Origin of the sequence: Citrobacter sp. MGH110, assembly GCF_001037515.1 — a bacterium.
GTDB lineage: Bacteria > Pseudomonadota > Gammaproteobacteria > Enterobacterales > Enterobacteriaceae > Citrobacter > Citrobacter portucalensis.
On the sequence record NZ_KQ089830.1, the window covers coordinates 2,289,372 to 2,310,709 of the forward strand.

16 protein-coding genes are annotated in these 21,338 nt (G+C 51.9%); 6 read left to right on the forward strand and 10 right to left on the reverse strand.

Going from position 1 to position 21,338, the window contains the following annotated elements; genetic code table 11:
- Window positions 1-94: 94 nt before the first annotated feature.
- Together ahpF and ahpC are read right to left on the reverse strand one after the other, a co-directional pair.
- Window positions 95-1,660: an alkyl hydroperoxide reductase subunit F gene (gene ahpF, locus SK38_RS11015; protein WP_020996553.1), complete on the reverse strand. Its 1,566-nt coding sequence runs from the start codon at window positions 1,658-1,660 to the stop codon at window positions 95-97.
- Window positions 1,661-1,814: 154 nt separating this feature from the next.
- The gene (gene ahpC / locus SK38_RS11020; RefSeq protein WP_002894394.1) at window positions 1,815-2,378 is read right to left on the reverse strand and encodes an alkyl hydroperoxide reductase subunit C; all 564 of its coding nucleotides are present in this window, start codon (window positions 2,376-2,378) and stop codon (window positions 1,815-1,817) included.
- A 374-nt stretch (window positions 2,379-2,752) separates the two neighbouring features.
- Here ahpC and dsbG point away from each other — a divergent pair, with 374 nt between their 5' ends.
- The 4 genes from dsbG (at window position 2,753) to SK38_RS11040 (ending at window position 6,596) form a co-directional block, all read left to right on the forward strand.
- A complete protein-coding gene (gene dsbG, locus SK38_RS11025; RefSeq protein WP_048235899.1) occupies window positions 2,753-3,499 on the forward strand; it encodes a thiol:disulfide interchange protein DsbG in 747 nt (248 codons plus the stop codon).
- Between the two features lie 203 nt (window positions 3,500-3,702).
- Entirely contained in the window at window positions 3,703-4,605 is a 903-nt protein-coding gene (gene citR / locus SK38_RS11030) for a DNA-binding transcriptional repressor CitR (protein ID WP_048235900.1), read from the forward strand.
- A 165-nt stretch (window positions 4,606-4,770) separates the two neighbouring features.
- Window positions 4,771-5,994, forward strand: a complete 1,224-nt coding sequence (locus tag SK38_RS11035) for a phosphoadenosine phosphosulfate reductase (protein WP_048235901.1) — start codon at window positions 4,771-4,773, stop codon at window positions 5,992-5,994.
- Entirely contained in the window at window positions 5,979-6,596 is a 618-nt protein-coding gene (locus tag SK38_RS11040; protein ID WP_048235902.1) for an IbrB-like domain-containing protein, read from the forward strand. The genes SK38_RS11035 and SK38_RS11040 overlap by 16 nt, the downstream gene beginning before the upstream one ends.
- Here SK38_RS11040 and SK38_RS11045 read toward each other — a convergent pair whose 3' ends face one another.
- Window positions 6,597-7,757, reverse strand: a complete 1,161-nt coding sequence (locus tag SK38_RS11045; RefSeq protein WP_048235903.1) for a pyridoxal phosphate-dependent aminotransferase — start codon at window positions 7,755-7,757, stop codon at window positions 6,597-6,599. It abuts the gene before it with no gap.
- 132 nt (window positions 7,758-7,889) lie between these two features.
- Between SK38_RS11045 and SK38_RS11050 the strand changes: the two genes are divergently transcribed.
- Window positions 7,890-8,978: an oxidoreductase gene (locus SK38_RS11050; protein ID WP_048235904.1), complete on the forward strand. Its 1,089-nt coding sequence runs from the start codon at window positions 7,890-7,892 to the stop codon at window positions 8,976-8,978.
- A 112-nt stretch (window positions 8,979-9,090) separates the two neighbouring features.
- On the opposite strand, the gene SK38_RS11055 is transcribed toward SK38_RS11050, so the two are convergent.
- A complete protein-coding gene (locus tag SK38_RS11055) occupies window positions 9,091-9,288 on the reverse strand; it encodes a YbdD/YjiX family protein (protein ID WP_003022064.1) in 198 nt (65 codons plus the stop codon).
- 63 nt (window positions 9,289-9,351) lie between these two features.
- Window positions 9,352-11,457: a pyruvate/proton symporter CstA gene (cstA, locus tag SK38_RS11060; RefSeq protein WP_008784063.1), complete on the reverse strand. Its 2,106-nt coding sequence runs from the start codon at window positions 11,455-11,457 to the stop codon at window positions 9,352-9,354.
- 498 nt (window positions 11,458-11,955) lie between these two features.
- On the opposite strand from cstA, the gene SK38_RS25305 reads away from it, so the two are divergent.
- Window positions 11,956-16,365 carry an autotransporter outer membrane beta-barrel domain-containing protein gene (locus SK38_RS25305; RefSeq protein ID WP_048235905.1) on the forward strand — a complete coding sequence of 1,470 codons (4,410 nt, stop codon included), beginning with the start codon at window positions 11,956-11,958 and terminating at the stop codon, window positions 16,363-16,365.
- 38 nt (window positions 16,366-16,403) lie between these two features.
- Here the strand turns inward: SK38_RS25305 and entH are convergent, their stop codons facing one another.
- The 5 genes from entH to entC are packed head-to-tail and all read right to left on the reverse strand — an operon-like array spanning window position 16,404 to window position 21,265.
- Window positions 16,404-16,817, reverse strand: a complete 414-nt coding sequence (gene entH / locus SK38_RS11070; protein ID WP_032944336.1) for a proofreading thioesterase EntH — start codon at window positions 16,815-16,817, stop codon at window positions 16,404-16,406.
- Window positions 16,818-16,819: 2 nt separating this feature from the next.
- Window positions 16,820-17,575, reverse strand: a complete 756-nt coding sequence (gene entA / locus SK38_RS11075; RefSeq protein WP_032942661.1) for a 2,3-dihydro-2,3-dihydroxybenzoate dehydrogenase EntA — start codon at window positions 17,573-17,575, stop codon at window positions 16,820-16,822.
- Window positions 17,575-18,432, reverse strand: coding sequence for an isochorismatase (locus tag SK38_RS11080; RefSeq protein ID WP_048235906.1), 858 nt, complete (start codon window positions 18,430-18,432; stop codon window positions 17,575-17,577). Before SK38_RS11080 ends, entA begins: the two co-directional genes overlap by 1 nt.
- Window positions 18,433-18,445: 13 nt before the next feature.
- A complete protein-coding gene (entE, locus tag SK38_RS11085) occupies window positions 18,446-20,056 on the reverse strand; it encodes a (2,3-dihydroxybenzoyl)adenylate synthase EntE (RefSeq protein WP_048235907.1) in 1,611 nt (536 codons plus the stop codon).
- Between the two features lie 33 nt (window positions 20,057-20,089).
- The gene (gene entC, locus SK38_RS11090) at window positions 20,090-21,265 is read right to left on the reverse strand and encodes an isochorismate synthase EntC (RefSeq protein WP_048235908.1); all 1,176 of its coding nucleotides are present in this window, start codon (window positions 21,263-21,265) and stop codon (window positions 20,090-20,092) included.
- Between the last annotated feature and the right edge of the window lie 73 nt (window positions 21,266-21,338).

Sequence of the window (21,338 nt, forward strand, 5' to 3'; positions counted from 1 at the left end):
ATTGTTTCAAGAATTGACAATTTAAGTGTATGGAAATAAAAAACCGCCAGCGGATGACTGGCGGTTTTGGCATTGCAGGTGAGTCTTACTTTTTTTATGCTACTGTCGTGCGAATCAGATAATCAAACGAACTCAACGAGGCCTTCGCGCCTTCACCGGTCGCGATGATAATCTGCTTATACGGTACGGTGGTGCAGTCACCGGCAGCGAAAACGCCTTTCACGCTGGTTTCGCACTTGGCATCGATGATGATTTCACCCATACGGTTACGTTCAACGGCGCCTTCGAGCCAGTTGGTGTTCGGCAGCAGACCAATCTGAACAAAGATACCTGCCAGTTCCACATTGTGAACATCGCCGCTCACACGGTCACGATACTCCAGGCCAGTAACTTTGCTGCCATCGCCTTTCACTTCTGTCGTTTGCGCATTCAGAATGATGTCGACGTTTTTCAGACTGCGAAGCTTATTTTGCAGCACCTGGTCGGCCTTCATTTCAGGAGCAAACTCCAGCAACGTCACATGTTCAACAATACCAGCCAGGTCGATAGCCGCTTCAACGCCGGAGTTACCGCCGCCAATCACCGCAACACGCTTGCCTTTAAACAGCGGGCCATCACAGTGCGGGCAGTAGGTTACGCCTTTGGTGCGATACTGATCTTCACCCGGAACGTTCATGTTGCGCCATTTCGCGCCGGTGGCGATGATAATGCTACGTGCTTTCAGCACCGCGCCGGAGGCCGTTTCAATCTGATGCAAACCGCCTTCCTGCGCTGCTGGAATGAGTTTGCTCGCGCTCTGGCTGTCAATCACATCGACATCATAATCATCAACGTGTGCTTTCAGCGCGCCTGCCAGTTTCTGACCTTCAGTTTTCGGTACTGAGATATAGTTTTCAATATCAACAGTATCAAGGACCTGACCGCCAAAACGTTCGCCCATCAGACCGGTGCGAATGCCTTTACGTGCGGAGTACACCGCTGCCGCCGCACCTGCAGGACCAGAGCCGACAATCAACACGTCATAAGCATCGCGCTTATTCAGCTCTTCAGCCGCACGTTTTTCTGCGCCGGTATCCACTTTCGCCACGATCTCAGTCAGCGTCATACGCCCCTGACCGAACTCTTTGCCGTTCATAAATACCGCCGGAACGCCCATCACGTTACGATCGGTGATTTCGTTCTGGAATGTACCGCCGTCAATCGCCGTATGCTTGATACGTGGGTTCAACACCGCCATCAGGTTCAGCGCCTGCACCACGTCCGGGCAGTTATGGCAGGAAAGTGAATAATAGGTTTCAAATTCAAAATCACCGTCGAGATCGCGGATCTGCTCCAGCAACGTCTGCGCCTCTTTTGACGGATGACCACCGGTCCACAACAGCGCCAGCACCAGAGAGGTAAACTCATGACCCAGCGGAGAACCGGCAAAACGCGGTCCCTGGTGAGAACCGGGATTGGTAATCAGGAACGATGGCTTACGCACCGCCAGAGTATTGTCTTCTTTGAAGGTGACTTTTTCTGACAGTTCAGCAATTTCAGTCAGCAGTTCCTTGATTTCTGCCGATTTAGCGCTGTCATCCAGCGTCGCAATCAGCTCAACAGGTTTGGTCAGTTTCTCAAGGTAAGCCCTGAGCTGGGTTTTCATATTTGTGTCGAGCATTCTTCTTCCCTCTCTGAAAACATCATCATGCAAGCCGATTTTGCGGGACTGCATTAATGCAACTTGCGTCATGGTGCTGGAATGAAACAGGCGCAAATTTGCGCCTGTGGAATGCCGGATGCACTAGGTTTATCCGGCCTACAAACTATGCGACTTAGATTTTACCAACCAGGTCCAGAGATGGCGCTAAGGTTGCTTCACCTTCTTTCCATTTTGCCGGGCAAACTTCACCTGGGTGGGAAGCGACGTACTGTGCTGCTTTGATTTTACGCAGCAGGTCAGACGCATCACGGCCGATACCTTCAGCGGTAACTTCGATTGCCTGGATGATACCCTGCGGGTCAACAACGAAGGTTGCGCGGTCAGCCAGACCTTCATCTTCACGCATGTTGTCGAAGTTACGGGTCAGGGCGCCAGTCGGGTCGCCGATCATCGCGTATTTGATTTTCGCGATGGTTTCAGAGCTGCTGTGCCATGCTTTGTGGGTGAAGTGGGTGTCGGTAGAAACGGAATACACATCTACGCCCAGTTTCTGCAGTTCTTCGTAATGGTCTGCAACGTCACCCAGTTCGGTCGGGCATACGAAAGTAAAGTCAGCCGGGTAGAAGAAGAAGACGCTCCAGCGACCTTCGGTATCTTTCTCGGTTACTTCGATGAACTCACCGTTTTTGAACGCCTGGTTTTTGAAAGGTTTAATTTTGGTATTAATCAAAGACATCTGTACTTCCTCCGTGTTTTCGTTGAGAGATAAGTTAACGAAAATCTCTTCGCAGGGCTAATGCGTTTCCTTTATCAAATCAATAAGCGTTAACTAACAACCCACTCAAACTCATGTTGTGAACCTAAAGATAAAAGTAAAAAAGGCCCCCTTTGCAGGGAGCCTCATTACCCGAGCTACCCGCAGGTAACGTCAGTGCCAGCAGGGCTGGCTATGTGTTGCGCTCTACATTACCTTAACAAAGGTCGTAACAGCGATGGGGATTACATCACCCAACTAAAGAAAGGGCAATCGACAGACCGTCGATCTTACCTATGGCTGTGATAGGTTTTGCAATTAAGCCCACTTTCCTGCTGATTTTATAAGGAAAATCAATGTTTAAACGCACCTTACTCTTAACTCTTCTCCCCGCTATCGTGCACGCAGAGGAGCTCCCTGCCCCTGTTAAAGCCATTGAGAAACAGGGAATTACGATCCTGAAGCCCTTCGACGCACCGGGTGGAATGAAAGGCTATCTGGGAAAATACCAGGACATGGGGGTCACTATCTATGTCACGCCTGACGGTAAACATGCCATCTCCGGCTACATGTATAATGAAAAAGGAGAAAACCTCAGTAATGCGCTCATAGAAAAAGAGATCTATGCCCCTGCCGGACGTGAGATGTGGCAGCGAATGGAAAAAGCGTCGTGGATTCTGGACGGGAAAAAAGAAGCCCCGGTCATCGTTTACGTGTTTGCCGATCCCTTCTGTCCTTATTGCAAACAGTTTTGGCAGCAGGCGCGCCCATGGGTAGATTCCGGTAAAGTTCAGCTGCGTACGCTGCTGGTTGGCGTGATCAAGCCCGAAAGCCCGGCAACTGCTGCTGCGATCCTGGCATCCAAAGATCCGGCCAAAACCTGGCATGACTATGAAGCATCCGGCGGGAAAATGAAGCTGGAAATCCCGGCTTCAGTCCATCCTGAACAGATGAAAGTACTGAATATCAACCAAAAACTCATGGATGATTTAGGTGCTAATGTGACGCCCGCGATCTACTACATGAGCAAAGACGATACGTTACAACAGGAAGTGGGATTACCCGATAAAGATAAATTAAATATTATTATGGGAAATAAATAAAGGTAACAGAATGAGTGATTGTTATGGTTCTCATTTCAATCACTCTTTAAAATGTATTTTTATCGTAACCATCAAGCAATTTGTGTTATTTTAGTTTAAGTTAATTATTCATTAAGCTATAAACATAAATTCTAAGAATGATTAGAATTTAAATTATTCAAGAATTGAATTATCCTATACATTACCATCACAGGAAGGTATGCATGGCTAACCTCTATGACCTCAAAAAATTCGATCTTAACCTGTTGGTAATTTTTGAATGTATTTATCAACATTTGAGCATCAGTAAAGCTGCGGCAACACTGTATATCACCCCTTCAGCCGTCAGCCAGTCATTACAGCGACTGCGTACACAGTTTAACGACCCCTTGTTTATTCGCTCAGGCAAAGGCATTACGCCTACGGTCACAGGGGTAAACCTTCATCTTCACCTTGAAAAAAATCTCAATAATCTGGAACAAACCATCAATATCATGCACGGTTCCAGCCTGAAAAATAAATTCGTCATCTACAGTCCACAAATTACAACCAACCTGAATGTGACATCTTTAATTAATAGCCTCAGAGAAAATTCAGATATTGAAATTGAGCATCATGATATATTAATGTCAGCAGAAACGGCCGAAAACATCCTTGCCTATCGTAAAGCCGATCTGGTGATTACAACAACGCCGGTCCACAACCGTTCTATCGTATGTACTCAATTCAAGATCATTGACTGTGTTTTAGTGTGCAGTGGCAACCATCCCAGAATAAATGAGACGAGCACACTCGAACAAATCCAACAAGAGCAATTTACATATTTTTCCTCTGAAGATCAGGGTATTAAAGATTATCGTTCCCGTGCCAGCGAATCGATGGCATTCCATAAAGTAGGTTTTAGTAGCGACTCCTTACTCTCGATTGCTAACGTTATCGCCAGTACGGATATTATTGGTGTAATCCCCAGACAAATTTATGAAATTTATCAGCCAGCATTGAAATTTAAAGAAATTAAAACCGATTTTGAATTACCAAAAGTAAAATTATTCATAATGTATAACCGGGCATCATTGAATAACAAAGCCTTCGCAGAATACATAAGCAAACTATCCTTGGATAGTTAAGGATAACATGATTAAAAGCACATTATAATTCATATAAAATATACAATAACAAAATAGCATGCAAATAATGAATATATTTAAATATTGCATGTCGCAAGAAAAAGCCTATCTTATTACGGACATTTATTATGGCTGCAAATAATAAAAATTCGATATGGATTTGATATGTCTGTTTATAAAATACCGTTGGATAAAAATGTTCTGCAAGCAGCACAGGAACGCATTACCTGGACGCTTGAGACTCTACCGCGTGTCTGCGTTTCTTTCTCTGGAGGTAAAGATTCGGGGTTGATGTTACATCTGACCGCCGCCATTGCCCGCCAGTTACAGAAAAAAATAAACGTCTTATTTATCGACTGGGAGGCTCAGTTTTCCTGCACTATCGACTATGTCCAGGCGCTACGCGAGAATTATTCCGATGTCATCGAAGAATTTTATTGGGTTGCATTGCCGCTGACGACGCAAAATTCACTGTCACAATTTCAGCCTGAATGGCAATGCTGGGAGCCGGGTACTCAATGGGTTCGCCAACCGCCTGCAGATGCCATTACCGATCCCGAGTTTTTCTCTTTCTACCAACCCGGTATGACTTTCGAGCAATTTGTTCGTGAGTTCGCTGAATGGTTTTCGCAGAAACGACCAGCCGCCATGATGGTCGGGATCCGCGCCGATGAGTCATATAATCGTTTTGTCGCCATTGCGAACTCGAAAAAACAGCGTTTTGCCGATGACAAACCCTGGACCACCAGCGCCCCCGGCGGGCATACCTGGTATATTTATCCGATTTATGACTGGAAAACTGCTGACATCTGGACGTGGTTTGCCAAGTCAACGCTCCCGTGTAATCCCCTGTACAACCTGATGTATCAGGCGGGAGTTCCCACGCGATACATGCGTATCTGCGAACCCTTTGGGCCTGAACAACGCCAGGGACTGTGGCTTTACCATGTTATTGAGCCTGAACGCTGGGCAATGATGTGCTCCCGCGTCAGCGGGGTAAAAAGTGGCGGGATATATGCTGGTCAGGACAACCATTTTTACGGTCACCGCAAAATATTAAAACCCGAACATTTAAGCTGGCAGGAATACGCCATGCTGTTATTGAAGAGTATGCCGGAAACGACCGCCGAACATTACCGCAATAAAATCGCCGTCTATTTACAGTGGTATAAGAAAAAAGGCATGGAGATTATCCCACAAACCCAGGAAAGAGATATTGGTTCAGTGGATATTCCGTCGTGGCGGCGTATCTGTAAGGTCCTGCTGAATAACGACTATTGGTGCCGGGCTCTCTCATTTAGTCCAACGAAACCCAAAAACTATCAACGCTACAATGAGCGCATGAAAACAAAACGCCAGGAATGGGGACTCTTATGCAACAGCGATTAACTCAGGAACTCCTCGGCTTTCTTTCTGGTTTATCAGAACCAGAGAAAATTGAAGCCATAAATGAATTCAGAAAGGCAATACACAGCGTCAGTCCCTTTCGCGAGGAGCCCGTAGATTGCGTTCTTTGGGTTAAAAATGATCATATTTCACCCAATGACTACAACCCCAATAACGTTGCGCCACCGGAGAAAAAGCTGCTGCTGAAGTCCCTCGAAGCTGACGGGTTTACGCAGCCCATTGTAGTGGTTCACTCAACGGCTGAAGAATACGAAATTGTCGACGGTTTCCACCGCCACGAGTTAGGTAAAGCCAAAGCCTCTCTGAGGCCCAGGCTGAAAGGATATCTGCCGGTTGCCTGTTTAGAACGCGAACGCCATGAGCGTATGGCGGCAACCATTCGCCACAACCGCGCCCGCGGGCGTCATCAAATCCACGCCATGTCCGAGATTGTCCGCGAGCTATCGCAACTGGGATGGAGTGAAGAAAGAATTGGCAAGGATCTTGGTATGGACAGCGACGAGGTGTTACGCCTGAAGCAAATCAACGGCCTGCAAGCGTTGTTTGCTGACCGTCGATTCTCCAAAGCCTGGACTGTGAAATAGCTACAACGAAACCAGACGCTCGGCTGCCGCTAACAGCGTCGATTCTTGCTTGGCAAAACAGAGGCGAATCAGTTTATGCGGGAAAGGATCGGCGCAGAACACCGACAGCGGAATTGCCGCAACGCCCACTTCAGTGGTCAGCCACTGGCAAAACTCCACGTCGTTAAGCGAGGAAACGGCGCTGTAATCGACCAGTAAAAAGTATGTGCCTTCACACGGCAGAATTTCCAGTCGGCTGTCACGCAGCGCGTTCACTAACACGTCGCGTTTTTTCTGATAAAACGCGGGCAGTTCGCGATAGTGTGCCGGATCTTCTCGTAGCATATCCGCCAGTGCGAGCTGAGCCGGCGTGTTGACGGAAAACGTCAGATACTGGTGCACTTTTCGTAGCTCAGCGCTAATGGCGGCTGGCGCAACGCAGTATCCGACCTTCCAGCCGGTCATATGGTAGGTCTTACCAAACGATGAAACGGCAACAGCGCGTTCCCGCAGCTCTGAATGTGCCAGCACGCTGGCATGCCCCTGTTTGGCGAAACAGATATGCTCATAAACTTCGTCGCTGATGACAAAGATCTCGCGTTCTTTAATCGCCTGCCACAGCGCGTCAAAATCGGCGTGATGCCACACGGTGGCAGAAGGATTATGTGGCGTGTTCAGGATAACCAATCGGGTACGGTCGCTGAGTAAGGCACCAAACGCCTGCCAGTCGACGCGAAAAGACGGTGGTTGCAGGGCGATACGTTTAACCACACCGCCGGATAATTCAACCGCAGGCGCATAGCTGTCGTAGCTCGGGTCGAAACAAATCACCTCATCACCAGGGCGCACCAGCGCAGTGATCGCGGCATATAATGCTTCTGTGGCCCCCGCCGTGATGGTCACTTCACTATTCGCGTCAGGTTTATAGCCGTACAGGTCTGCCGTTTTATCCGCGATGGCTTCGCGCAGCGGCTGCACGCCGGTCATCGGCGCATACTGGTTTGCGCCATGCGCGACGTGATACCCCAGACGCTCTTGCAAAAAGAGTGGACCGTCAAAATCAGGAAACCCCTGCGAGAGGTTAATGGCCTGATGCTGCTGAGCCAGCGCACTCATTTGCGTGAAGATAGTGGTGCCCAGATTAGGCAGTTTGCTTTGCGGAATCAGCGGGTTATTACTCATTATTGTTATCCCAGCGTGTGATGTTGTGGTTGAAGCCACTATAGCACGATGCTAGTATTTGGCAATCAAGACGTTCAGACGTCTATATAAAAATAACCTGCCTGGACAGGACAGCCAAAAGGACAACACAACATGAGTAATACCGAAATTCGCGTCGTCACCGGCCCAGCCAACTATTTTTCCCATCCTGGCAGCCTGTCGAGACTGAACGATTTTTTCTCTGCCGACCAACTTTCACGCGCCGTGTGGGTTTATGGTGAACGCGCCATCGATGCGGCCCGCCCTTACCTGCCAGAGGCTTTTCATCTTGCCGAGGCTAAACGCCTGCTGTTTACGGGATATTGCAGCGAAACCGATGTTGCTCAACTGGCAAAAGAGTCGGGAGAGGATCGCAGTGTGGTGATTGGCGTGGGTGGCGGTACATTGCTCGACACCGCTAAAGCGTTGGCCCGTCGTCTGGATCTGCCGTTTGTCGGTATTCCTACTATCGCGGCGACCTGCGCTGCCTGGACGCCGCTCTCCGTCTGGTATAACGATGCGGGCCAGGCACTACATTTCGAAATCTTCCCTGACGCGAACTTCCTCGTGCTGGTCGAACCCGAGATCGTTCTCAATGCGCCAGAAGAATACCTACTGGCGGGGATCGGCGACACGCTGGCAAAGTGGTATGAAGCCGTCGTGCTCGCACCTCAGCCGGAAACACTGCCATTAACAGTACGTCTGGGTATTCAAGCCGCGCAGACCATCCGCGACGTCCTGCTGGAAAGCAGCGAGCAGGCGCTGGCAGACAAACAACAAGGCACGCTAAGCCGCACGTTTTGCGATGTGGTGGATGCGATTATTGCCGGAGGCGGCATGGTTGGTGGTCTGGGCGAGCGCTACACCCGCGTGGCGGCGGCGCATTCTGTTCACAATGGCCTGACCGTCCTCCCACAAACCGAGAAGTTTTTACACGGCACCAAAGTGGCGTACGGCATCCTGGTGCAGAGCGCGCTGCTGGGACAAGATGACGTGCTGGCGCAGTTAATTACCGCTTATCAGCGATTCAACCTGCCAACCCGATTAGCTCAACTGGAAGTGGACATCAATAACCGCGCCGAAATCGACAAAGTGATTGCGCACACTCTGCGCCCGGTGGAGTCCATTCACGCCCTGCCGGTAACGTTAAAGCCGGAGACACTGCGCGCAGCATTCGAAAAGGTAGAGTCGTTTACGGTGTGATTATGGTGCGGGTTGCCTGATGGCGGCTTCGCCTTATCAGGCCTACGACGACAAATTACGCCAATACGATGTTGTAGGCCGGATAAGCGTCAGCGCCATCCGGCAAAAAAAATCAACAGCACTTCGCGCCACCTTTCCCGCCATATCGCGCATCCTGGCGCTCGCGGAAAAATTCTTCGTAGGTCATTGGCGTCTGGTCCGGATGCGTGACGCGCATATGTTCAACATAATTGTCGTAATCCGGCACACCTATCATTAATCGGGCGGTTTGACCTAAATACTTCCCGGCTTTGGCGAGTGTTTCAAACATAGTGTTTCCCTGTCGTACAAACGCCCTCCCCGTTCAGGAGAGGGCTCGTTGGTAAAGAGAATATTAGTGCGCGCCTTTCGCCTGCGCCACGATCTCTTCGACATTCTCAGGCATCGGCTCGTACGGTGTCTCTTTCGAAGTTGGTTTGTCCTCTTTCAATGCTGCCAGCGCAGTTTTGATGGAGAACAGACCCAGCACCACAACGACGACCATGAAGAAGATGGTAAGACCCGCATCCAGGCGGTTGTTAAACACCAGTTGCGTCAGCTGCGACTGGGTGTACTGCGCCGGAATGTTACCGCTGTCGATCATCGCCTGGAACTTGTTGGCGATAGCCAGGAAGCCGATTTTCGCATCCGGGCTAAACGCTTTCTGCCAGCCAGCGGTCAGGGTACAAATCAGCAGCCAGGCGGTTGGGACCAGTGCCACCCACGCGTAGCGCTGGCGTTTCATCTTGAACAACACCACAGCACAGAGCATCAACGCCATACCGGCCAGCATCTGGTTAGCGATACCAAACAGCGGCCACAGGGTATTAATACCACCCAGAGGATCCACCACGCCCTGGTGTAAGAAGTAACCCCAGGCCAGCACGCACAGCGCTGTAGCCAGCAGGTTTGCAGGCAGCGAATCGGTACGTTTCAGGCTCGGTGATACCACGCCCAGCAAGTCCTGCAGCATAAAGCGCGCGGCGCGTGTACCGGCATCTACCGCCGTCAGAATAAACAATGCTTCAAACAGAATGGCGAAGTGATACCAGAACGCCACATCCATCATGCCACCCAGCGCGCCGTGCAGAATGTACGCCATCCCGACGGCCAGCGTCGGCGCACCACCTGCGCGGGAGATGATGGATTGCTCACCCACTTCATTGGCGATTTGATGCAGGGTGTCTGGCGTAATGGCAAAGCCCCAACTGCTGACTACCTGTGCCGCAGAAGCCACTACGTCAACCGTGCCCGCAGGAGCCAGCACCGCCATCGGGCTGTTCATTGCAAAGTACACGCCCGGATCGATGATGCACGCGGAAACCAGCGCCATAATGGCGACAAAGGATTCCATCAGCATTCCGCCGTAGCCGATAAAGCAGGCCTGCCCTTCATTCGCCAGCATCTTCGGCGTGGTTCCGGAGGAGATCAGCGCATGGAAGCCAGAAACCGCACCACAGGCAATGGTAATAAACAGGAACGGGAACAAGTTACCGGTCCAGACCGGGCCAGTACCGTCAACAAACTTGGTCAGCGCTGGCATGGTCAGCGTTGGACGCATGATCAGAATCCCTACCGCCAGGCCAACGATGGTGCCGATTTTCAGGAAGGTAGAGAGGTAATCACGCGGGGCCAGCAGCAGCCACACCGGCAGGACGGCGGCAACAAAACCGTAGCCCACCAGCATCCACGTCAGCTGTACGCCGGTAAAGTCAAAGTACGGTGCCCAGGTCGGGCTTTCAGCCACCCAGCCGCCGGAAATAATGGCAAACACCAGGAACACCAGACCGATGACCGACACTTCACCAATGCGGCCCGGGCGCAGATAGCGCAGATAAATCCCCATGAAGATCGCCAGCGGGATGGTGAACGCTACGGTGTAGGTTCCCCACGGACTGTGGGTCAGCGCTTTCACGACGATCATCGCCAGTACTGCGAGAATAATCACCATGATCATAAAACAGGCCACCAGCGCAATAACGCCCGCCGTTGGGCCCATCTCTTCTTTCACCAGTTCGCCAAGGGAACGACCATCGCGACGGGTAGAAACAAACAGCACCATGAAGTCCTGCACCGCACCCGCCAGTACCACCCCGGCGAGCAGCCAGATCATCCCCGGCAGATAGCCCATTTGCGCCGCCAGCACCGGTCCAACTAACGGACCCGCTCCGGCAATTGCCGCAAAATGGTGACCAAACAGCACTTTTTTATCGGTGGGAACATAATCCAGACCGTCGTTATGGCGCACGGCTGGCGTCATACGCGTCGGGTCAAGCGCCAGTACATTTTTCGCGATGTACAGGCCGTAGAAACGGTAAGCGATAAGGTAGACACAGACCGACGCCACGACTATCCACAACGCGTTGATCTGTTCACCACGATTTAATGCGATATAGCCGAGGGCAAATGCTCCCATAACGGAGAGCACTGTCCAGACGAGGTACTTCCCTGATTTGTTCATAGTTGTTATCCGTTGTCCGATCCAGAGAGATGTTACATTTTGTTTCTATAACATCTTTTCTGAATTTAACAACCTGACAACTATGCAAAGCAGATATATCACTGATTTTTTACATTGTATTGTTAACTTGATCACTATCAACGCAGAGACAACTGAAAAAATTGCGCAGTATGTGCCAACACCTCTATGTTTTGTCCAATTCTCCTCTCAGCATGATGCTGAGCGTGCCACTTAATATTTTTATTATTAATAAGGATATTAATTAACAATATTAACCTGACTTTCTCAGCTTATACGGTTATTGCACTTAGAGATTCAGACCATCCTGATTTTGTATGCAGTAAGTGCTTTATTTCACTTTAATCACCAATTTCAAAACAAAGAATATATCTGCAGCACCAGTTTTAATGACAAAATAACCCACATAAAAAATAAAATTAATTCAGCAGAATTTTTCAGCGCCAGGTTGTTCAGGATGGCCGTATAAGGATATAAATTATGAATAAATGCTATCGCATCGTCTGGAATATCGCGAGAAATATGTTTGTGGTGACGTCAGAACTCTCGCAGGGCGATCAACGGGTTCGTGCAACCGTCGCAGGCCTGGTGTTATCGGCAGTTGGATTAATGGCAAATTGCGTTCATGCCAGCGACTACGGCCCGCTTAGCGGTGAAACCATCAACTTAAATGATGGCGATACCGTGACATCTGTCGATGGAACCACGGGTATCGAAAGTCTGTCCTCAGGGGGGCAAGGCGTACAGATTAATGGTAAAACCACCATTAACGTTATCGGTGATAGTGGTTCTATTGGGGTAAAACTTGATAACAGCGCCAATAATAATTTAGGTACCGGTACACAGATTAACGTTACAGACACAGGAACGGCGAAAGCAGCATCAACCACAGGTCTTTATATTAACAACACCAGTCCAGGCACAAATATAGACGCCGAGAATATATCAATTAACACCATCAGTAAAAAAGATGCTTACGGAATTAACGTTCATACAGAAAACACCACGCTGAACTTCGGCAACAAGAGTAAAATTATCACCGAATCCCAAAATGGTAATGCGACGGGTGTCTATTTCTATGACGACAATAATACGTTAACCATGAACGCTGGATTAATCCAGGTTAACACCGATGCAACCGGTAAGGCTGTAGGTATCGACACATACTGGGCAAATGGTACCACGCTCAATTTTGGGGATGACAGCCGCATAGAATTAACCAGCGGCACAGCCGGCGGCAGCGCGCTCTATCTTGGAAAAAACACCCAGGTTAACGCGAACGGGCTGAACATTGATTTCACCGTATCAGAGACAGGAACAGGCACCACGATTTATGGTATCCAGGAGGGGCAATACAGCCAAATTAATCTGGGCAAGAACAGCGCAATTACGCTCTCAACGCCTGGAGGTACGGCATATGGACTTGTTTCTGGTTCACAAAGTTATTTTACGGCAGATAACCTTGATATCACCCTTTCCACAACCTCTAACGAGCGCGCAAACGGTACAGGCGCGGACATCAGCGGCAACGTGGATTTTGGCAATGATTCCACCATCACCGTGCACGGTTTCTCCGAAGGATACGGGATGATTGTTGAGGATTATTCGGCAACCAGTAAAGATGATGCCATCGGAACAGTAAAAGCCAACCACCTCACCATTGACGTCACCGGCCAGAAGACGGAAGGGCTTCGAATAGAAGGCGGCGTGGTTGATTTAGGGTCAGACAGCGCCATTAGCGCAAACGGGACTGCATCAACAATTTACCTGACCGGCCGAGGATACAGTGAATTCAATGCCAGAAATCTGACCGTCACGACCGCGCAGTCCACCGCTCTTACACTAATGAGCAGCATGCATGCCGCCGTCGCCAACATTGGTGAAGGCAGCAGCATTGATGGAAGAAATTCCACAGGCCACACGACCAACGGTATTGTGGCCAACACCCCTTACAGCGCACCGACAACCATAAATTTCAACGGTTCCGCAGAGCAGCGAAACACTATCTACGCGGTTAACGGCTATGGCGCATCAGCCCAATACAGTGGCGCGACGATCAATATATCCAATACGGATATCATCATGAGCGGTAAAAATCCTTACGGTCTTTGGGCCATCGGCGATGGGGATTTTACCCATGCAGGCATCATCAATGGTGAGAATCTGACCATTGATATGACCGGCGCTAACGGCAGTGGTTACGGCGTGGTGATGCAAGAAGGCGGTATCGTGAATCTGACGGGCGATACCACCATTATCGCCGACGGCGGCGTTGCCATCTGGAATCCGAAAGTTTCTTCGGGCGGGAATGTTCTACCTGGCGGGACGGTAAATGGCTCAGGGAAAATGACCATAACCGGCGACATCATTAACAGCGGCTGGGGATATATCAACCTCAATATGGACGCGGATTCTTATTTCGCTGGGGCAACCTCGGTTAATGAAAGCTTCAACGCTCAGGGGATTGATTCAATCCTCAATCTTAACCTTGCCGAGCAGAGCCAGTGGCGGGTTACCGATGATTCCACGCTCACGACGCTGACCAACGCAGGAACCCTTGAGCTGGCGGCAGACCACACAGCCGGAACTTACAGCACTGTGCATGCTGATGAGGTCACGCTGAAAGAAAGCAGTATTCTCAGCGTCGATTTAAGCGCCGCGGCGCTGGCCAGTCAGTCCGCTAACCCGCTAATTACCGGCGGACAGGTTAATCCTGGCGGCGATCTACACATCAGCAATTCGGGTAATGCGCTGGATCTCAACGCGCTGACCTCAGACAATCAACTGGCAGACATCGACACGGTTACGCTAATTGATGCCAACTCCGCAATCGTGAGCGATTTCGCTTCGATCTCAACCGATCCGGATACCCTGCCCGACTATATCGCGATTTCTGGTCAGGTTAATGCCCTTGATAATACCCAATATGAATTGGGCGTGGGGCTCAGTTGGTACGCCGGAGACTCCGCCGCGGTCTCTACGCCTGCACACGGTACGTTCACCCTGAACGCGGGCCAGACATTTACCGTCAATGGGTTGCTTGCAGATACCTCACCCAACGCCACCACGGGATGGGACGGTAAAAGTCTGACCAAAAAAGGAGACGGCACGCTCACCCTTACCGCAAAGAATACCTGGAGCGGAATCACAGACATTCAGCAGGGAACGCTGTGGTTGACTAGTTCTGGCGCTATTGGCTCTGAAGGGAGCAAGCAGAGCATCGATGTTGAAGCTGGAGCCACTCTCGGCGGTAACGGGGTAATCAACGGTGCTGTGAACAACGTCGGCCTGCTAAGCTTTGGTGATCGTACAACGCCAGATAGCCAGTTTATCGTTAATGGTAACGTAACCAATCAAGGTGTAATCCGCAGCAGTAGCACGACTCCCGGGAATGCGTTAATCATCAACGGCGACTACACGGGCAACGGCGGTCAGCTCTCACTTAACGCCAGTTTAGGCGATGATAATTCACCAACCGACCAGCTCATTGTCTCGGGTAATGTTAACGGCAGCACCACGCTCTACATCAATAATGTGGATGGCGTGGGTGCATATACCGATCAAGGTATCGAGATTGTCGACGTCGGAGGGATATCATCGGATGACGCATTTTCTCTTGGCAATCAGATTCAAATCGGCCTGTATGAGTATCGTCTGTATGAAGATAACGAAAGCTGGTATTTGCGTTCCAAAGCAGAAACACCCGACGACCCGGATGATGACGTCACTCCGATCGATCCTGACGACAGCGACGTGACACCAGTTGATCCTGATGACGGCGGCAGCGACGTGACGCCTGTCGACCCTGACGATGGCGGCAGCGACGTGACGCCAGTTGATCCTGATGACGGCGATAGCGACGTCACACCGGTTGATCCTGATGACGGCGGTAGCGACGTCACACCGGTTGATCCTGATGACGGCGGCAGCAACGTTACTCCGTCAAATCCACAATATCGCGCCGATATAGGCGCTTATCTGGGCAACCAATGGCTGGCGCGTAGCCTGCAGATGCAAACGCTGTTCGATCGTGAAGGGAGCCAGTACCGCTCGGCCGAAGGAAGCGTCTGGGCGCGAATGAAAGGCGGAAAAACGGACACATCGGCTGTAAATGGCAATATCGACATGGATAGCGATTACACCCAGTTTCAGCTTGGCAGCGACCTTGCAACCTGGCGCGATGATCAGCAAAGCATCACGTTTGGCCTGATGGCCAGTTACCTTGACGGCAGTACCGACAGCACCGGAAATCGCGGCGCGGATGGCAGTCAGTTTACAGCCACAGGCGATATCGACGGTTACAATCTTGGCGCGTATGCCACCTGGTTCTCTGATGCCCGGCAACATCGCGGCTGGTATGTTGATACGTGGTATCAGTATGGCTTCTACAATAACAGCGTCGAGAATGGCAATGCCGGTTCAACGCATTACGACTCCCTGGCTCACGCGATTTCGCTGGAAAGCGGTTACCGCTACAACATTAACTTGAGCAGCGCTAACACAGTAAGCCTGACGCCACAGGCGCAGGTTATCTGGCAACGCTACGAGGCAGATAGCGTTGAGACAAACGGTACACGCATAGACGGGCAAAATGGCGATAGCTGGACCACACGTATTGGCCTTCGAATTGACAGCCAGCTTTCATTCGTCGATGCAACCGTCCGGCCATTCGCAGAGATTAACTGGCTACACTCCACCGACGATCTGGCCGTATCATTTGATAACGCAACGGTAAAACAGGATCTTCCTGCCGATCGCAGCGAGCTAAAAGTGGGAATTCAGGCGAATCTCAATAGCCAGTGGAACGTCAGCGTCCAGGCGGCGGGTCAGAAAGGTAATAACGACTACCGCGATCTCAACGGGAGTTTTAATCTGCGCTATAGCTGGTAACCGGTGTCACGAAGCGCGTCTAAACGACGCGCTTATCTTCACCCCATCACTGCAGTGCCTAAACGACAGGTGCAACAGCGTCGTCCCTGTTCATCAAAGATAACGATTTCCCAGCTTTGGCTCTGACGCCCGAGGTGCAGCGGCTGGCAGACACCGCGCACTTTCCCTTGCGATACCGCCCGATGATGCGTGGCGTTGAGTTCCGTCCCCACCACGCACTGCCCGTCGCGGGTCATCAGATAACCCGCCATTGAACCCAGCGTTTCCGCCAGGGCCGCGGATGCGCCGCCGTGCAGAAGGCCAAATGGCTGATGCGTGCGGCTATCCACCGGCATTTCGGCTTCCAGCACATCATCACCCAGCCGGGTATAGACCATGCCTAAATGCGCCACCATCGTGTTCTGACTGGTGGCATTGAGTTCATCCAGCGTTAAATGACGCTTCCAGATCATCGTCATGCCCCCAGTGTGGAACCGCCGTCCACCACGATATCCTGTAACGTAATGTGGCTGGCCAGATCGGAAGCGAGGAATAAAATAGTGTTGGTGATCTCTTGCGGCCGGGCGATTTTCCCCAGCGGAATCCCGAGTTTAAACTGCTCGCCAAATCCACGAATGCGCTGTTGCTCCGCATCATCGCTAACCCACAGCGTGCGCTGCATATCGGTGTCGGTCGAGCCTGGCGACACCACATTACAGCGCACACCGCTGCCCGCCAGTTCAAGTCCGACGGTCAGCGCCAGGCTTTTCAACGCGGCCTTTGACGCGCCGTAAGCACTCATGCCGATACGCGGCGTGTGCGCCGCATCCGACGCGACGGTCACGATCGCCCCGCCCTGCTGGCGACGAAACTGCGCCATCGTCTGCTGAAACAGATTGAACGCCCCACCAACGTTAACCGCAAACGTCTGCTGCCACTCCTCAGCGCTCAGCGCATCGGTGGCCCCCATACGCAAAATACCTGCGGCATTGACCAACACATCTAAACGCTCGCGCGCTTTGAGGACGCGCTGGCACACTTCAGCTACCTGTCCGGCATTCGCCACATCCAGCACTTCGGTCGCAAACGGGTAGTTATCCTGAGGAAATTCGCGATCGAATCCTGTCACCTCAGCACCAGCCTCCGCAAATGCCAACGCCGTGGTGTAGCCAATCCCTTTACCCGCGCCGGTTACCCAGACGGTTTTCCCGGCAAAATCAAATCCAGCCATTACTTCACCTCGCGGGAGAGCAGCGCCCACCATGCGTCAATGGTCGGTTTTTTCGCCAGCATCACGAAATCAATGTCACCATGAACCTTACGCCAGCGCGCCGCCAGCGCCATCATGCGCACGGAATCCAGCCCGTAGTCGATCAGGTTTTCGTCATCCATCGGCTCTTCAGACTCATCCAGCAACGGCAGAATAACGCTGCGCAACGCATCTTTACTGGTCGGGACCGGTGTCGGCAATAATTCCAGGGTCATTACCACACGCCCGGAACGTCCCGCCACGTATTTCAGCGACATCAGGTGTTCGTCACGGCTAAAGTCCGCCAGCGCATCGGCAACCATAAACGGCTTGATGTCACGCATGAAGGCGTCCGTTGCGGTGGTCATACAGCCGATATGCGCATACACCCCGGTAATGATCAGTTGATTACGCCCGGTTTCCTTGAGCATCTGTTCCAGCGGGGAACGATGAAATGCGCTATAACGCCATTTCACCAGAATGGTATCCGCTTCATCCGGCGCCAGCGCCTCAACGATCTTTTGTTGTTCCGGGGAACGCGTCAGGCCCGGTCCCCACATATCATTGAGCAGAGCGCGGTCTTCATCACTCTGTTCTTTCGGCTGAGCGGTGTAATACACCGGAATGTTATGCTCTTTGCAGTACTGGCGCAGCGCGGCGATGTTCGCGACGACCTGCTCCATCATCGGGCAGTTATCGCCCCAAAAGCCGATAAAATAATCCTGCATGTCGTGGATCAACAGCGCGGCGCGTTCAGGGTCAAATGCCCAGTCGACTTTGTTCACCGGAACATCGAGCGCCGTTGGTAGCGCATAAGCCTGCAGTTTAGGAATTGCCATTTCTATTTCTCCTTCAGGCCAGTGAACGTGATGCCAGCCACTGACGTAATTGTTTTTTATCTACCTTCCCCACTGGAGTCAGCGGTAATGACTCAACGCACTCAACACGATCGGGTAATTTGAATTCCGCTATGCCCTGTTCGCGTAGAAAACGGCGCACCTGCACCGCGCGCAGCGGCTCTTTCACCACCAGCCAGGCACAGCTTTTCTCACCCATCAGTTCGTCTTCCATACTGACCAGCGCGGCATGGATAACCATTGGATGGCGCAGCAGCAAGTTTTCAATCTCTTCAGCGGCGATCTTCTCCCCGCCGCGATTGATCTGATCCTTTTCACGCCCCTGAACGGTGATGTAACCATCCGGATCGATAGCGATCAGATCGCCGGAACAGTAAAAGCCGTTGGCGTCAAAGGCGCTGGCATTATGCTCAGGACTTTTGAAATAACCGCGGAAGGTGTACGGACCACGCGTCATCAGGCGTCCGGTCTCTCCCTGGGCTAAAGGGTTGCCGTCAGCGTCTGCTACCCAGACTTCATCATCGGGACACATCGGGCGCCCCTGGGTATTGATGATGCGCTCAGGACTGTCGTCCAGACGGGTATAGTTCACCAGCCCTTCCGCCATGCCGAAGACCTGCTGCAACTGGCAGCCAATCTCAGCCGGAATACGTGCCGCAAGCGTGGCAGAAAGTCTCGCGCCACCGACCTGAAGCAGTTTCAGCGAAGCCAGTTGCGCATTACTGCCCCACTCCGCAATCGCCTGCAACCACAGGCTCACCGCAGGTGGCACCAGCGCCGTGACGTTAACCTGATGCTGTTCAATCAGCGGGAAACACAGAGTGGCACTCGGGTCAGCCGCCAGCACCACGGTGCCACCGGCCAGGAATACGCCCAGCGCGCCTGGCGAACTCATGGCGTAGTTATGCGCCGCCGGGATTGCGCATAAATAACGCGTTTCCCCGGTGAAGCGGCAAATCTCATTGCTGCGACGCACGCTGTAGTAGTAATCGTTATGAGTGCGAGGAATCAGTTTTGGCGTCCCGGTCGTCCCGCCAGAAAGCTGGAAATACGCCACCTCATCAGCAGGCGATGGCGTGGCGGAAAAATCTGTCGCAGGCTGGTTTATCGCCGTTTGCAGATTGTGTTCACCTTCATCATTACGCAGTAACACCACGCGCACTGAATTGTGTTCGGCCACAAAAGCGTTAAGAAAATCGTCGCCGCTAAACAGCGTATGCTGGCGATCGGCAATCAGCAGTGCCGGCTCAATCTGTTTGGCGTAGGCGTTGAGTTCGTTACGCTGATGGCTGAACAGCGCCAGCACTGGAGCTACGCCCAGCTTGAGCAGCGCAAAGAAGGTGATATACAGCTCAGCCACATTGCCCAGTTGCACCAGCGCGGTTTCGCCGGGTTTGATCCCCTGGCAACGCAAACTGCAGGCGAGATTGTCAGCGGCCTGATTTAGCTGGCGATAGCTCAGATGGCGTTCACCATCAATTACCGCCGTATGATCGCTTTCTGCGTGACGGGTCAGAATGTCGGTCAGCGGCAAACCCTGCCAGTAACCTTTTTCACGATAGCGGCGGGCAAACTCCTCCGGCCAGCGGGTGAAAGGAATACTCATTATCGCTCCTCAGAAGCCTGGTCAATAAGGCTCTTAATGCAGTCCAAAAACATTCAACATCGTGGAGAGCTTGGCCCCCGTTTCACGCCATTCCGCAACCGGGGAAGAGGCTGGAACAATTCCTGCTCCGGCAAAAAAACGCACCTGATTGCGCAGCAGCTTCGCACAGCGGATCGTCACCACCCACTCACCGTTACCTTCGGCATCACACCAGCCGACAATACCGCCGAACAGTTCACGATCGAACGGCTCCAGCTCGGCGATAAGCTTGCGCGCAACCTGATGTGGGAAGCCGCTTAGCGCAGGCGTCGGATGCAGCAGGCACGCCAGCGTCAGGGCGTTTTCCTGCGGGTTGGCTTTACCTTCAAACGGCGTGCCGAGGTGCCAGAGCGTCGGCGTGGTAACCAGCTGCGGAGAAGAAGGCAGTTGCAATTCACGGCTGCGATCGCGCAATACCGTTTTCATCGCCTGCGTCACCAGTTCGTGCTCATGGCGGTCCTTCTCAGACGCCAGCAGGCGGATCCCTGCTTCGCGATCCAGCACATCATCAGGCTGGCGACGTGCAGAGCCCGCCAGCGGCAGAGAACTGAAACGATCGCCTTCTTTGCGCAGTAGCAGTTCCGGACTGGCACCAATCAATACGCCGCCGTCTTCAATCGGTACATGGAAGTTGTAGCTCGCTGGATTTTGCGCCACCAGACGCTCCAGCAGCGCACCGCTGTCAATGTTGGCATCGGCGGTGATATCGATCAGGCGTGACAACACCACTTTGTCGACTTCCGGAGTGGACGTCAGCGCAGCCGCCCGGGCGACCATATCTTCAAAAAAGTCCTGTTCCGGGATCGATTTACGTTCAACGACGTTCAGCGACTGATGCGCGGTAAAGTAACGTGATGATTGCTGCTTCGCCGTACGAGAGAAGCTCTGCCATGATTGGGGAATAAACAGCGATGATGGCTGGCGGGTATCAAAGGGAATCGCCCCGACCATGACAGGGTTCGCGATGCCCTGCGATTTGGCATCAGCAAACAGTGCGTTCATTTTCTGTTGGAAAGGGCTGTCTGGCGAATCGCCATCAATTGCCGGTTCCGCATAGCGGGCGAAGCATCCTGACGTCGTAAAACTACGGTACGGCGACATAAAGAAAAAACTGTCGGGAGCGAGCGTCGGCATAGTCTGCGTTTTTTCCTCGGCCAGTGACGTATCCATATCATCCTCCAAAAATGATAAAGGCTCTAATAATGATTATCATTTATATTTTCGGTCGCTAACCTAAAAGTAA

Excerpts from the sequence above, each read along its gene's own strand:
- entE (WP_048235907.1), bottom strand. The coding sequence starts at position 20,056 with ATGAGTATTCCTTTCACCCGCTGGCCGGAGGAGTTTGCCCGCCGCTAT.
- dsbG (WP_048235899.1), top strand. The coding sequence starts at position 2,753 with ATGTTTAAACGCACCTTACTCTTAACTCTTCTCCCCGCTATCGTGCAC.
- SK38_RS11080 (WP_048235906.1), bottom strand. The coding sequence starts at position 18,432 with ATGGCAATTCCTAAACTGCAGGCTTATGCGCTACCAACGGCGCTCGAT.
- citR (WP_048235900.1), top strand. The coding sequence starts at position 3,703 with ATGGCTAACCTCTATGACCTCAAAAAATTCGATCTTAACCTGTTGGTA.
- SK38_RS25305 (WP_048235905.1), top strand. The coding sequence starts at position 11,956 with ATGAATAAATGCTATCGCATCGTCTGGAATATCGCGAGAAATATGTTT.
- ahpC (WP_002894394.1), bottom strand. The coding sequence starts at position 2,378 with ATGTCTTTGATTAATACCAAAATTAAACCTTTCAAAAACCAGGCGTTC.
- cstA (WP_008784063.1), bottom strand. The coding sequence starts at position 11,457 with ATGAACAAATCAGGGAAGTACCTCGTCTGGACAGTGCTCTCCGTTATG.
- SK38_RS11045 (WP_048235903.1), bottom strand. The coding sequence starts at position 7,757 with ATGAGTAATAACCCGCTGATTCCGCAAAGCAAACTGCCTAATCTGGGC.
- SK38_RS11050 (WP_048235904.1), top strand. The coding sequence starts at position 7,890 with ATGAGTAATACCGAAATTCGCGTCGTCACCGGCCCAGCCAACTATTTT.
- ahpF (WP_020996553.1), bottom strand. The coding sequence starts at position 1,660 with ATGCTCGACACAAATATGAAAACCCAGCTCAGGGCTTACCTTGAGAAA.
- entH (WP_032944336.1), bottom strand. The coding sequence starts at position 16,817 with ATGATCTGGAAGCGTCATTTAACGCTGGATGAACTCAATGCCACCAGT.
- entA (WP_032942661.1), bottom strand. The coding sequence starts at position 17,575 with ATGGCTGGATTTGATTTTGCCGGGAAAACCGTCTGGGTAACCGGCGCG.
- entC (WP_048235908.1), bottom strand. The coding sequence starts at position 21,265 with ATGGATACGTCACTGGCCGAGGAAAAAACGCAGACTATGCCGACGCTC.
- SK38_RS11040 (WP_048235902.1), top strand. The coding sequence starts at position 5,979 with ATGCAACAGCGATTAACTCAGGAACTCCTCGGCTTTCTTTCTGGTTTA.
- SK38_RS11035 (WP_048235901.1), top strand. The coding sequence starts at position 4,771 with ATGTCTGTTTATAAAATACCGTTGGATAAAAATGTTCTGCAAGCAGCA.
- SK38_RS11055 (WP_003022064.1), bottom strand. The coding sequence starts at position 9,288 with ATGTTTGAAACACTCGCCAAAGCCGGGAAGTATTTAGGTCAAACCGCC.